We start from the raw sequence: 12,751 nt of genomic DNA, 5'->3' as shown, positions 1-12,751 counted from the left end.
GGGGTGTCGGGGTGAAATCCCGACGGGACGCCGGGCCTCAGACCGCGAGATTGTCGATCAGCCGCGTCCGGCCCAGGAAGGCGGCCGCGAGCACGCGGGCCGGGCCGTCTACCCGCTCGACCGGCACCAGGGTGCGGGCATCGCAGACCGTGAGATACTGGACCCGGAAGCCAGCCGCCTCCAGGGCGGCCCGACCGGCAGCGATCCGCCCGGCGACGCCGGTGCCGTTGCGGGAGGCGAGGGCGATCTCGGCCAGCACCGCGTGCAGCTTCGGGGCGACGGCGCGCTCCTCGGGCGACAGGTAGCGGTTGCGCGACGACAGGGCGAGGCCGTCCGGCTCGCGCAGGGTCGGGACGCCGCGGATTTCGACCCCGAGGTCGAGGTCGGCCACCGCCTGCTGGATCACCCGCAGCTGCTGGAAATCCTTCTCGCCGAACAGCGCGACGTCGGGCCGGACCTGATTGAGCAGCTTGGTCACCACGGTGGCGACTCCGGCGAAGTGGCCGGGCCGGAACGGGCCGCACAGCCCCTCCGACAGGCCCGCGACCTCGATGCGCGTGGCGAAGCCCGGCGGGTACATGGTCTCGACCGTGGGCGTCCAGGCGGCGTCGGCCCCCGCCTCGCCGAGCAGCGCGAGGTCGGCGTCGAGATCGCGCGGATAGCGTGAGAAATCCTCGTTGGGGCCGAACTGGGTCGGATTCACGAAGATGCTGACCACCGCGTGCGCGCCGATCCGCTGCGCCTCCGCCACCAGGGCGAGGTGGCCCCGGTGCAGCGCCCCCATGGTCGGCACCAGGACGATCCGTTCGCCCGCGGCGCGCCACGCGGCCACGCAGTGGCGCAGGGCAGCCGGATCGCTGAAGCGCTGGGGAACCGAATCGGGCACGGCACGGGCTCCGGAGGGGCGGGACCGCCCGTCTAGAGCATGCGGCCGGGGAGGGGAATCAGGGACAGTAGGGCAGCAGGGAGCGGCCGAAGGGATCGTCGACGCCGAGCGGCGGCGTGAATCCGTAATAGCTAGGATGGGCCAAGCCGTACTCGGAGCCGACATAGCTCGGATCGTCGGGCGCGTTGGTGGGCACGGCCGCCCGCCGCGGCGTGCAGCCGAGCGGTACGGGGCGGGTCCGGTAGGCGTAGACCGGCGGGCGGTCGACCCCGTCGCTGCGCGGGAAGAAGCGGAGGCGGGCGCTCGGCTCCGGCCCGTAGGGACCCCGGACATCGAGGTCCGCGGCCGCGCCGGGGCCGGCGAGCAGCAGGGCGAATCCGAGCGCCATCGTGTCCCTGCGCCCGATCATCCGCATGTCGCATCCATCTCCGCGATAGGCCGGTACCGTGGCGAATCGCGGTAAACGGCTGATTACCCGAAGCGTTGAGCCATATGCGATCGCGTACCGGTTGGAACGGTCCACCCCGCTGAAGCGGGACGTCAACCAAGCGAAAATCCAATCCACCCCCTCATCCTGAGGTGACCGCGAAGCGGGCCTCGAAGGAGACGTCCAGGGATTGCAGGGCTATCTGGAGAGCTCCTTCGAGGCCTCCGCTGCGCTCCGGCACCTCAGGATGAGGGGGTGGGTTGGACGACCGTTCGACACGGCGCGTTGGGCCCTCACGTCAGCGGCACGACCAGCGCCTTCAGCACCGCCACCAGATCCCCCTCCGTCAGACGGATCTGCAGGCCGCGTCCACCGCCGTTGACGTGGATGGCGGCGCCCGGATCGCCGAGGGAGCCGGCATCGATCGCGGTGGGAAACAAGCGCTTCTGGCCAAGCGGGCTGATGCCGCCGACATGGTAGCCGGTCAGCCGCTCGGCATCCGCGGGCTTGAGCATCGCGGCGGCCTTGCCCGAGAAGGCGGCCGCCACCCGCTTCATCGCCACCTCCCGGTCGGAAGCGACCAGCAGGCAGATTGTGCGCCCGTCGACCGCCGCCATCAGGGTCTTCAGCACGCGGCCGGGGGGCACGCCCAAAGCCTCCGCGGCCTGGAGGCCGATCCGCGGGGCGTCGGGATCGTAATCGTAGGCGTGGACGCTGTAGGGCGTGCCGGCCTTGTCGAGGACCTGGGTCGCCCGGGTGGTCTTGGGGGCTGATCTGGCCATGGCGTCGTCGGGGAATCGATCTCACGCGGCGGCGATGAGGCGGCCGATCTCGGCATGGGCCGCTTCGATCGCCGCGGCGGGCATCGTGGAGCCGGTGATGTACACGGCGACGGTGACCGGCGCACGCCCGGGCGGCCGCAGGATCGCCACATCGTTGACCGTCCCGTTCACGCCGGTGCCGGTCTTGTCGCCGGCGGCCCAGTCCGCGGGCAAGCCCGCCCGAAGCCTCGTCAGGCCGGTCTGGCTCCCGACCATCCAATGCTCCAGCCGGTCGCGCGACGGCGGCGCCAGGACCGAGCCCAGCAGGATCCGGCCGAGGGTCGCGCGCATCGCCTCCGGGGTTGTGGTGTCGCGCGAGTCGCCGGGGAGGGCGCTGTTCAGGGTCGGCTCGTTGCGATCGAGCCGGGTCACGGGATCGCCGACGCCGCGCAGCCACGCGGTCAGTCCCTCGGGTCCGCCGAGGCGGACGAGCAGCAGGTTGGCCGCCGTGTTGTCGCTCCATTCGATCGCGGCGGCGCAGAGATCCCGCACGGAGAGCCGCCCGGTGCCGCCGCCCGTCTCCAACGCCTTCCGGGTCACGGGCGCGTAATTCAGGAGATCGCCCGCGCCGTACGACACCATCGCGTCGAAGCTCTCGGTGCCGGCATCGACCCGCGCCAGCAAAGCTGCGACGGCCAGGACCTTGAAGGTGCTGCACATCGGAAAGCGCTCGTCCGCCCGGTGGTGGAGCAGGACACGGTCCGCCGATCCGGCCGCAACGCCGATCCGGCCGCCGATGCGCCGCTCGATCGATGCGATGTCCGGCTCTCCGTTCGCTGCCGCGAACCGCGTCGGCAGGATGAGCGGCGCAGCGAGCAGGCTGCGGCAGAATCTGCGGCGTGTCGGGTGCATCCTGGGCTCCAGCGGGATGGGGTATAGGGGGCCGGCCTGTTTCACGTGAAACACCCCCACGGCCTGAACAAGGCGAAGCTTGTGCAACGCTGCAGCCATGACCGAGACCAGAACCCTCTTCGCCCCGGCCAGCGGCTTCGGCCGGGCCGCCGTCGCGGTGATCCGCTTGAGCGGACCGGCCGCCCGGGACGTCCTGATCGCCCTGTGCGGGGCTTTGCCATCCCCCCGCCGGCTCTCGCTGCGGACCCTGCGGGACCCGGCCGACGGGACCGAACTCGACCGGGCGCTCGTCGCGTGGCTTCCGGGGCCGAACACCTATAGCGGCGAGGACATGGCCGAACTCCACCTGCACGGCGGGCCGGCCGTACGGATGGGCGTGCTCACCGCCCTCGCCCGGATGCCGGGATGCCATGCCGCCGGACCCGGCGCGTTCACGCGGCGGGCGGTGCTCAACGGCCGGATGGATCTGGCCGAGGCCGAGGCGGTCGCCGACCTGATCGACGCCGAGACCGAGGGCCAGCGGCGGCAGGCCCTGCGCCAGCTCGACGGTGCGCTCAGCCGGCAGGTCGCGGCTTGGCGCGCGGAGGCGATCGATTGCCTGGCCGGCGCGGAAGCCGCCCTCGATTTCGCCGATGAGGGCGATGTCGACGAGGCCGGTCTCGACGCCGCCCTGTTCAGCCGGGCCGAAGCCCTCCGCGACCAGATCGCCGCGGTCCTGCGCGACGGCCGCCGGGGCGAGCGGCTGCGCGACGGGTTCACCGTGGTGCTGGCGGGCGAGCCCAATGCCGGGAAGTCGACGCTGCTGAACGCGCTGAGCCGGCGGGAGGTCGCCATCGTGTCGGACACGCCCGGCACGACCCGGGATGCGCTCGAGGTGCGGCTCGATCTCGCCGGCCTGCCGGTCCTGTTGGTCGATACCGCCGGGCTGCGCGAGACGGCGGAAGCCGTCGAGGCGGAGGGGATCCGGCGCACCCGCGCGCGGATCGAGACCGCCGATCTCGTGCTGGCCCTCGTGCCGCCGGGCGGCGCCGAACCAGACCTCGCCGGCGCCCCCGTCCCGATCCTGACGGTGCAGACCAAGGCCGATCTGTTAGCCGGCTTTCAAGACCGGAGACCGGACGGCCATCTTCGGGTCTCGGCCCGGACGGGTTACGGGTTGGATATTCTGGTCGACACCATCCAGGTCCACGCCGAAACCGGTCTGGGGCAGGGCGACGCGCTGATCACCCGGGCGCGCCACCGGGCCGCCCTGGAGGCCTGCCTCGCGCATCTGGACCGTCTGCATGCCGGGGCCGCCGGGCCACCGGAACTCGTCGCCGAGGATCTTCGCCTCGCCGTCCGGGCCCTCGGCGAAGTCGCCGGTCATGTCGGGGTCGAGGATGTGCTCGATCGATTGTTTGCCGGCTTTTGTATCGGCAAATAGGGGTTCTCGAGCCTCAGCTCGGGATCCGCAGGATGCGCGGCCGCCAGATCCCCAGCGCGACATTGGCGGCCGAGATCGCGAGCAGGACCCAGAGCGTCCCGCGCTCGCCGGGGAGCGAGACCGCCAGCGCCGCCGGATCGAGGAGGCCGGCGAGCGCCCGGGCGCTCTGCTCCGCCTCCTGCTTCATCGGCCCCTGGACGTAGACCAGCCCGCCCTCGAACATCAGGACGCCGGTGGCGAGCTTCAGCCACGCCCAGCCGGCGTTGAGGTAGGCCCGGTTGATCGCCATCGCGATCAGGCCCGACATCAGGGTCACGGCGAGCGACGGCAGGAACACCCAGGTGGCGACCGCCCCCATCGCGCCGCGCATCGCCGCGTAGCCGGGCAGGGCGGAGGGGTGCGGGGTCAGCGCCAGCATGACCACCAGGGAGGCCAGCGCCCCGAGCAGCCCGGCCGAGCCCATCGTGTGGAGGAACTTGAGACAGCGTCGCACGGCGTCTGGCACCCGGCCGTTTCGTGCGAGCCTAACCTGGGTCGTCCGATAGGTTAAGCGGTGCAGCCGTCGCAGGCCTGGCCGTCAGCTCCGCAGGCCAGGCGCCTCCTGGCCGGTGCGGGCCACGTACTCGGTGTAGCCGCCGCCATACTGGTGGATGCCCTCGGGCGTCACCTCCAGCACCCGGTTGGAGAGCGCGGCCAGGAAATGCCGGTCGTGCGAGACGAACAGCATCGTGCCCTCGTAAGAGGCGAGCGCCGCGATCAGCATCTCCTTGGTGCCCATGTCGAGGTGGTTGGTCGGCTCGTCGAGCACCAGGAAGTTCGGCGGGTCGTAGAGCATCAGCGCCATGACCAGCCGGGCCTTCTCGCCACCGGACAGGACCCGGCAGCGCTTCTCGACATCGTCGCCCGAGAAGCCGAAGCAGCCGGCGAGCGCCCGCAGCGAGCCCTGGCCAGCCTGGGGGAACGCGTCCTCCAGGGTCTCGAACACGGTGCGGTCGCCGTCGAGCAGGTCCATGGCGTGCTGGGCGAAATAGCCGAGCTTGACGCTGCCGCCGATCGTGACCGCGCCGTCATCGGGCTCCGTCGTGCCGGTGACGAGCTTCAGCAGCGTCGACTTGCCGGCGCCGTTGATGCCCATCACGCACCAGCGCTCCCGGCGGCGCACCGAGAAGTCGAGCCCATCGTAGATCGTGCGGCTGCCGTAGCGCTTGTGGACGCCCTTGAGCATCACGACGTCGTCGCCCGAGCGGGGCGCCGGCTGGAACTCGAAGGCCACGGATTGCCGCCGCCGGGGCGGCTCGACCCGCTCGATCTTGTCGAGCTTCTTCACCCGGCTCTGCACCTGGGCGGCGTGGGAGGCCCGGGCCTTGAACCGCTCGATGAAGGCGATCTCCTTCGCCAGCATCGCCTGCTGGCGCTCGAACTGGGCCTGCTGCTGGGCTTCGTTGAGCTTCCGCTGACCCTCGTAGAAGGCGTAATCGCCCGAATAGGTGGTGAGCGCGCCGCCGTCGATCTCGATCACCTTGGTGACGATGCGGTTCATGAACTCGCGGTCGTGCGAGGTCATCAGCAGGGCGCCGTCATAGGCCTTCAGGAACGATTCGAGCCAGATCAGGCTCTCCAGGTCGAGGTGGTTCGACGGCTCGTCGAGGAGCATCACGTCCGGGCGCATCAGCAGGATGCGGGCAAGCGCCACACGCATCTTCCACCCGCCCGAGAGGGCGCCGACATCCCCGTCCATCATCGCCTGGTTGAAGCTCAGGCCGTCGAGCACCTCCCGGGCCCGTCCCTCCAGGGCGTAGCCGTCGAGCTCCTCGAACCGGGCCTGGACCTCGCCGTAGCGTTCGATCAACGCATCCATCTCGTCGGCACGGTCCGGGTCGGCGAGCGCCGCGCCGAGCTCGGCGAGTTCGGCCGCCACCGTGCTGACCGGGCCGGCGCCGTCCATCACCTCGGTGACGACGCTGCGGCCGGACATCTCGCCGACATCCTGGCTGAAATACCCGATCGTGATGCCCCGGTCGGCCGAGACCTGCCCCTCGTCGGGCTGCTCCTGGCCGATGATCATCCGGAACAGGGTGGTCTTGCCGGCCCCGTTCGGGCCGACGAGCCCGACCTTCTCACCCTTCTGCAGGGCGGCCGAGGCCTCGATGAAGACGAGCTGCCGCCCGTTCTGCTTGGTGATCTTGTCGAGGCGTATCATGGGGCGGGCGCTGTCCGGGGGGCTCCCGGGCGCTTACGGCATTGGCCGCGGCGGCGCAAAGGCACGATGCCGCAGTGCGGGATAACGCTTGCGCTCCGCGCAGAGCTGGGCGCATGCCGGGACCCGGAACCAGGCTCGGCCGTTGTCCTATGCAACCGTTGCCAGGGGCAACACGAGGAACGCGATGCTGTTGGGTTGGTGGACGACGGGTCTCGACATGGCCATGCTGAGCCTGGAGGCTCAGGGGGTGATTGCCCAGCGCATGGTGATGTTCGCCTTCGGCGGGCCGGCCGCCCAGGCCGAGGCGCAGCTCATGGTGACCGAGAAGATGCTGGCCGCCGGCGAGGCCGCCCTGATGCTCGCCGCGGGCGCCTCGAACGGCAAGGTGATCCGCAGCTACCGGCGGAAGGTCCAGGCCAACGCGCGGCGGCTGAGCAAGGCCTGACCCGCCCCGGTCGGACGGGTCCGGCCGGATGTGCGATCAGGCACGACGAGCCCCCTCTCCAGTGCGGGAGAGGGTTGGGGTGAGGGACGAGAACGCTCAGGATAGGGCACACCGTCGACGTGCCGACAGGGCGCGCCTCGCCCTGAAACGTCTCACCCCTCACCCGGCCTTCTGCGAAAGCAGACCTCTCCCGCACGGGAGAGGGGACTCGCGCTCAACCCTGAATCGGTTGCGCTCGCGAAGACTGCCGCTCAGGCAGTCTCAGTTCCCGGCCGTCCGGAACGTATCGCACGCCTTGGTCTGGCCGCTCTTGTAGCCGGCCGTGAACCAGCGCTGGCGCTGGGCCGAGGAGCCATGGGTGAAGGAATCCGGCACCACGTAGCCCTGCGAGCGCCGCTGCAGCGCGTCGTCGCCGATCTGGGCGGCGGCGTTGAGCGCCTCGTCGATGTCGCCCTGGTCCAGCTCGGCGTATTTGTCGTTGGAGTTCTTGGCCCAGACGCCGGCGAGGCAATCGGCCATCAGCTCGATGCGCACCGACAGGGCGTTCGCCTCGGTCTTGCTCGAGGCCTGCTGCTGGCGGGCCTGAACCTTGCCGAGGATGCCGAGCACGTCCTGGACGTGGTGGCCGACCTCGTGGGCGATCACGTACGCATAGGCGAAATCACCCTTCACGCCGAACTTCGAGGCCATCTCCTTGAAGAAGCCGGTATCCAGATAAACCTTCTTGTCGAGCGGGCAGTAGAACGGCCCCATCGCGGCCTGCGCCGAGCCGCAGCCCGAGCGGGTGCCGCCGGTGTAGAGCACCAGGGTCGTCGGCGTGTACTGCTTGCCGGTCTGCTGCGGCAGGATCTGGCTCCACACGTCCTCGGTGTTGCCCAGGATCTTCGACGCGAACCGGCCGCTCTCGTCGGTCGGCGCCTGGCGGCGCTTGGCCTGGGTCTGCGGGTCGGCGGGCTGCTCCTGCTGGCTGTGCCCGCCGCCGATCCGCTCGGCGCCGCCGATCAGGATCGCCGGGTTGATGCCCGTGAAGTAGCTGATGATCAGCAGCACCACGATGGTGCCGATCCCGAGCCCGCCGGCGCCGCCGCCGGGGAAGCCCATGCCGCCGCCACCGCCGCCCTCGCCCCGGCGATCCTCGACATTGTCGGAGCTGCGTAGATCTTCCCAGCGCATGGTGGGTCCCGCCATCGATGCTGCGCCGGCCGCCGCGGGCGGGGCGCGATGTGTCGTGCGTCGTCCTGTCCGGACGGCGGCGAACCGCCGGCGGGACCGAAGCTCTAATGGCGGGAGGGGAGAGCCGGTTCCGCTTCCGCGGTCAAGCTTTCCCGTCGAGGAGGGCGCGCAGGGACCGGAAATCCCGCCAGGCCAGCCGCTTCTGCACCGGCTGGCGCAGCAGGAAGGCCGGGTGGAGCGTCGCGAGGAGCTTCACCTCGCGATTCGGCAGCTTGTACGGGAACAGCCGGCCTCGGGTGCGCAGGATCCCATCCTTGGAGCCGGTGAGCGTCTGGGTCGCGGGGGCGCCGAGGCAGACGATGATGTCGGGATCGACCAGCTCGATCTGCCGCTCCACGAAGGGCCGGCACACCGCCACCTCCTGGGGGGTCGGGTTCCGGTTGCCCGGGGGCCGCCAGGGCACGATGTTGCCGATATAGGCGCTCGTCCGGTCGAGCCCGATCGCCTTCATCATCTTGTCGAGGAGCTGGCCCGAGCGGCCCATGAACGGCTTGCCGATCCGGTCCTCGTCGGCGCCCGGCGCCTCGCCCAGAAACATCACCCGCGCCTCCGGATTGCCGTCGGCGAAGACGAGGTTCTTGGCGGTGAAGCGCAGCGGGCAGGCGTCGAAATCTGCGAGGATCCGCTCCAGCTCGTCGAGACTCTTGGCCTGACGCGCCCGCATGCGGGCGTCGGACGCGGCCTCGTCGGGCTGGGCGCTGGCGGCCCGGCCGAAGGTCCGCGGCGCGGCGGCGGGCGGGGCCGAGCCGGGGGGCGGCACGAGCGTGTTGGCGACCGGGCTGGCCGTCTGGTCGACCGCCCGCGGGGCCGCCCGGCGCGGCGCGCGCAAGGCGGGCGCCGGCGCGTCGGCCTCGGTGAAGCGGTCGTGCGGGTGCTCGTCGAGGGCCGCGTCGGCGCCGGCCTCCACGTGGAAGTCGAGATAGGCGATCAGGTCGGCTTGCGCGTCGGAGGGGCTCGGCATCTGATCTGTCATGTGGGATCGCCGGAACCTGTGGACAACGCGCCGAATCGCTTCGGGTGGCAAGGACTTGCGTGACCGAATAGCGCGGAGCCGGCAGTCGCGGAACGGATCGTCCCATCCACTCCCCTCATCCAGAGGTGCCCGCGTCAGCGGGCCTCGAAGGAGGGCTCCCGCCGGCCGAGCGAGCCTTGGAGCCCTCCTTCGAGGCCTCCGCTGCGCTCCGGCGCCTCAGGATGAGAGGGTCGATGGGAATACCCCGATACCCCCCGGGTGCGGCAACGGGAACTTTGCCTTGAGCTTGAGCGTCGGCAACTTGCCTTTCTAGCTTGGAATCGCTTGAGACGGCAGCATGAGAGTCGTCGCGACGACTCTGAGACAAGAACACGGAGAGGCGAGGATGGCGCTGCCCGAACGCGAGAGCATGGATTTCGACGTGGTCGTGGTGGGCGCAGGCCCCGCCGGCCTCGCCACCGCGATCCGCCTGAAGCAGCGCGCCGCCGAGATCGGCGAGGAGATCTCGGTCGTCGTCGTCGAGAAGGGCTCCGAGGTCGGCGCCCACATCCTGTCGGGGGCGGTGATCGACCCGATCGGCCTCGACCGGCTGCTGCCCGAGTGGCGCCAGGATCCGGAGCGTCCGCTGAAGACCGAGGTCCAGCGCGACGAGTTCATGATGCTCACCAAGAACAGCGGTATCACCCTGCCGAACGTGTTCTTCCCCAAGCTGATGTCGAACCACGGCAATTTCGTCGGCTCGCTCTCGAACACCTGCAAGTATCTCGGTGCCCAGGCCGAGGCGCTCGGCGTCGAGATCTACCCGGGCTTCCCGGCCTCCGAGGTGCTGTTCGACGGCAACGGCGCGGTGGCGGGCATCGCCACGGGCGATCTCGGCATCGGCAAGTCGGGCGAGCCGCGCGACGACTACACCCGCGGCATGGAACTGCGCGGCAAGTACACGGTGTTCGGCGAGGGCGCCCGGGGCAACCTCACCAAGGGGCTGATCCAGCGGTTCGAACTCAACCGGCACAGCGACCACTTCAAGTACGGGCTCGGCGTGAAGGAGCTCTGGCAGCTCGCCCCCGGCAAGTTCGAGCCCGGCCTCGTGCAGCACACGATGGGCTGGCCGCTCCCCAACAAGGCCGGCGGCGGCTCCTGGCTCTACCATTTCGACGACCACCTGCTCTCGGTCGGCTTCGTCACGCACCTGAACTACGAGAACCCGACCCTGTCGCCGTTCGAGGAGTTCCAGCGGTTCAAGACCCACCCGATGATCGCCGAGACCTTCGAGGGCGCCAAGCGCATCGGCTACGGCGCGCGGGCCATCATGGAGGGCGGCTGGCAATCCGTACCGAAGCTGGTCTTCCCGGGCGGCTGCCTCGTCGGCTGCTCGGCGGGGTTCGTGAACGTGCCGCGGATCAAGGGCTCGCACAACGCGATCCTGTCCGGCATGCAGGCGGCCGACGCCATCGCGGACGCCCTGAAGGCGGGCCGCGCGGGGGACGAGCTGACCGCCTACGAGGCCGGCTGGCGCGACAGCCCGATCGGGCAGGACCTGAAGGCCGTGCGCAACGTCAAGCCGCTCTGGTCCAAATACGGCACGCTGGTGGGCGTGGGGCTCGGCGGCATCGACATGTGGGCGACCAGCATCCTCGGCGCCTCGCCGTTCGGGACGCTCGGTCACGGCAAGCCGGACCATGCCTGCCTCAAGCCGCTCTCCGAGGTGACGCCGATCACCTACCCGAAGCCCGACGGCAAGCTGACCTTCGACCGGCTCTCCTCGGTCTACCTGTCGAACACCAACCACGAGGAGGATCAGCCGCCCCACCTCAAGGTCCGCGACCTGGAGTTGCAGAAGCGCTCGGAGCACGACGTCTACGGCGGCCCCTCGGGCCGCTACTGCCCGGCGGGCGTCTACGAGTGGGTGGAGGATGCCTCGGCGAGCGACGGCGTGCGCTACCAGATCAACGCGCAGAACTGCGTCCACTGCAAGACGTGTGACATCAAGGATCCGAACCAGAACATCGACTGGGTGACCCCGGAGGGGCCGGGCGGGCCGAATTATCCGAACATGTGAGGGCGGCCCTCCAGATCTGGACAATCCGCACAATCCGCACGAAACTATGCGGATCTGGAGGGTTGATCCGATGGCGCGGGATTGTGCGGCCGGGCGGGACGGCCTCGACATCCGATCCGACGACGTGCTGGCCGTACTCCGGAGGCGCAATCCGGGGGCGAAGCCGGAAGCGTTGGAGCATGCGGCAGGCCTGATGGCTGCGGTCGGCCGGGCAGTGGAGCGGGGCGATGCAGTCCGGGCCATGCACGCCGTCCTGGACCATCTGAGGGCGGAAGGACCAGCCCCGGCCAAATCTGGCGAAGGGGCGGCGCAGACGCTGATCCTGAACCCAGGGGGCGTGGTCGAAGTGAGTCACGGGGCCCCGGCGGGCGAAACGATCGATCGCCGGGACGGCCTGAAACGGCTCGCGGCCCACGCGCTCCCGGTGACGCTGGAAGAATGGGCCGGCCCCCTGGCCGGCGCGGGCGAGCTTGCGACCCGGCTCGGGATCGCGCGCTCCACCCTTCAGGATTGGCGGCGCGACGGTGCGGTCGTGGGCTTGCTGAAGGGGACGCGCAAGCACCTGTTCCCCCTCGCCCAGTTCGTCGATGGCCGTCCGGTCGAAGGGCTCGCGCCGGTGCTGGCCATCATCGGGGATCCGCGCACCGCCTGGCTCTGGCTGATTGAACCGTATGCGCGCGGCGGATCGCCACTCGACGATCTGAAGCGGGGGCGGGTCGCCCCCGTCATCGACGCGGCCCGCGATGACTTCGCGTGAGCCGAAGCTCGATCCCGCGGTTCTCGCCAGCCTGGCCATCGCCTTCCAGCCCGTCGGCTACTACCGCGTCACACCCCTGGCCCATCGATCGACTCCCCTCGGCATGGGGTTCGGCCGGTCGCGTTTCTCCAGTCCCGACGACGGCTTCAAGGTTCTCTATCTCGCCATCGACCTGACGACCGGTTTGGCCGAAACGCTGATCCGGGATCGCTTCGAAAATCGCCGCCGACGCCGGATCGGCGCGGCGGAGATCGCGCGCTGGGGCGTGACGCGGGTGAGCGCGTCCAAGCCGCTGACCGTCATCGACCTCCGCACCACCGGTCTGCTCCGCCTCGGCATCTCTACGGATGCCGGCCGCGCCAAGGCCCATCGGCAAGGCCCGCGTCTCAGCCGCGCGATCCACGCGATGAGCGATGCCGACGGCATCCTGTACGGCTCCCGGTTGACCGGCGCGGTCTGCTGCGTCGTCTACGACCGTGCTGTCGCGTTGCTGGCGGCTGAGCCCGTCACCGAACTCCTGCAGGACGCCTCGCTGACGGCCGTGCTCGACGGTCTGGCTGTCGAACTGGTGATGTCTGCCTGAACCCCCTCGGCCAGCCCGCGCCATCCTTTCGCCTTGCGGGGCTGGCGGGATGGGTTCAGTGTCCCCGGCGCTTTTCCGGGGATAACCCGCCA

General features: G+C 70.3%; 13 protein-coding genes. 5 read left to right on the top strand and 8 right to left on the bottom strand.

Annotation, left to right across the window (positions count from 1 at the left end; all coding sequences use genetic code 11):
* Positions 1-37: 37 nt before the first annotated feature.
* The 4 genes from panC to bla all read right to left on the bottom strand — a co-directional run bounded on the left by panC (position 38) and on the right by bla (position 2,986).
* The gene (gene panC / locus AAHG09_RS16605) at positions 38-886 is read right to left on the bottom strand and encodes a pantoate--beta-alanine ligase (RefSeq protein ID WP_342108558.1); all 849 of its coding nucleotides are present in this window, start codon (positions 884-886) and stop codon (positions 38-40) included.
* A gap of 58 nt (positions 887-944) precedes the next feature.
* The gene (locus tag AAHG09_RS16600; RefSeq protein WP_342108557.1) at positions 945-1,301 is read right to left on the bottom strand and encodes a hypothetical protein; all 357 of its coding nucleotides are present in this window, start codon (positions 1,299-1,301) and stop codon (positions 945-947) included.
* A gap of 305 nt (positions 1,302-1,606) precedes the next feature.
* Positions 1,607-2,095, bottom strand: a complete 489-nt coding sequence (locus AAHG09_RS16595; RefSeq protein ID WP_342108556.1) for a YbaK/EbsC family protein — start codon at positions 2,093-2,095, stop codon at positions 1,607-1,609.
* Between the two features lie 21 nt (positions 2,096-2,116).
* Entirely contained in the window at positions 2,117-2,986 is an 870-nt protein-coding gene (bla, locus tag AAHG09_RS16590) for a class A beta-lactamase (protein WP_342108555.1), read from the bottom strand.
* 97 nt (positions 2,987-3,083) lie between these two features.
* Between bla and mnmE the strand changes: the two genes are divergently transcribed.
* Positions 3,084-4,409 carry a tRNA uridine-5-carboxymethylaminomethyl(34) synthesis GTPase MnmE gene (mnmE, locus tag AAHG09_RS16585; protein ID WP_342108554.1) on the top strand — a complete coding sequence of 442 codons (1,326 nt, stop codon included), beginning with the start codon at positions 3,084-3,086 and terminating at the stop codon, positions 4,407-4,409.
* Between the two features lie 13 nt (positions 4,410-4,422).
* On the opposite strand, the gene AAHG09_RS16580 is transcribed toward mnmE, so the two are convergent.
* On the bottom strand, positions 4,423-4,902 hold the full coding sequence (locus AAHG09_RS16580) for a hypothetical protein (RefSeq protein ID WP_342108553.1): 480 nt from the start codon (positions 4,900-4,902) through the stop codon (positions 4,423-4,425).
* 84 nt (positions 4,903-4,986) lie between these two features.
* Entirely contained in the window at positions 4,987-6,609 is a 1,623-nt protein-coding gene (locus AAHG09_RS16575) for an ABC-F family ATP-binding cassette domain-containing protein (RefSeq protein ID WP_342108552.1), read from the bottom strand.
* A gap of 184 nt (positions 6,610-6,793) precedes the next feature.
* Between AAHG09_RS16575 and AAHG09_RS16570 the strand changes: the two genes are divergently transcribed.
* A complete protein-coding gene (locus AAHG09_RS16570) occupies positions 6,794-7,054 on the top strand; it encodes a hypothetical protein (protein WP_342108551.1) in 261 nt (86 codons plus the stop codon).
* Between the two features lie 261 nt (positions 7,055-7,315).
* Here AAHG09_RS16570 and ypfJ read toward each other — a convergent pair whose 3' ends face one another.
* Positions 7,316-8,227, bottom strand: a complete 912-nt coding sequence (gene ypfJ, locus AAHG09_RS16565; protein ID WP_342108739.1) for a KPN_02809 family neutral zinc metallopeptidase — start codon at positions 8,225-8,227, stop codon at positions 7,316-7,318.
* 142 nt (positions 8,228-8,369) lie between these two features.
* Positions 8,370-9,260, bottom strand: coding sequence for a uracil-DNA glycosylase (locus tag AAHG09_RS16560; RefSeq protein WP_342108550.1), 891 nt, complete (start codon positions 9,258-9,260; stop codon positions 8,370-8,372).
* A gap of 385 nt (positions 9,261-9,645) precedes the next feature.
* Between AAHG09_RS16560 and AAHG09_RS16555 the strand changes: the two genes are divergently transcribed.
* The 3 genes from AAHG09_RS16555 to AAHG09_RS16545 all read left to right on the top strand — a co-directional run bounded on the left by AAHG09_RS16555 (position 9,646) and on the right by AAHG09_RS16545 (position 12,659).
* Positions 9,646-11,319, top strand: coding sequence for an electron transfer flavoprotein-ubiquinone oxidoreductase (locus AAHG09_RS16555; RefSeq protein WP_342108549.1), 1,674 nt, complete (start codon positions 9,646-9,648; stop codon positions 11,317-11,319).
* 70 nt (positions 11,320-11,389) lie between these two features.
* Entirely contained in the window at positions 11,390-12,076 is a 687-nt protein-coding gene (locus AAHG09_RS16550; protein ID WP_342108548.1) for an antitoxin Xre/MbcA/ParS-like domain-containing protein, read from the top strand.
* Positions 12,063-12,659: an RES family NAD+ phosphorylase gene (locus AAHG09_RS16545; RefSeq protein ID WP_342108547.1), complete on the top strand. Its 597-nt coding sequence runs from the start codon at positions 12,063-12,065 to the stop codon at positions 12,657-12,659. The genes AAHG09_RS16550 and AAHG09_RS16545 overlap by 14 nt, the downstream gene beginning before the upstream one ends.
* The last annotated feature ends 92 nt before the right edge of the window (positions 12,660-12,751 follow it).

Origin of the sequence: Methylobacterium guangdongense, assembly GCF_038442355.1 — a bacterium.
GTDB classification, from domain to species: domain Bacteria; phylum Pseudomonadota; class Alphaproteobacteria; order Rhizobiales; family Beijerinckiaceae; genus Methylobacterium; species Methylobacterium guangdongense.
Note: the sequence above shows the minus strand (reverse complement) of the source record. Positions and strands in the feature narration are given on the sequence as shown.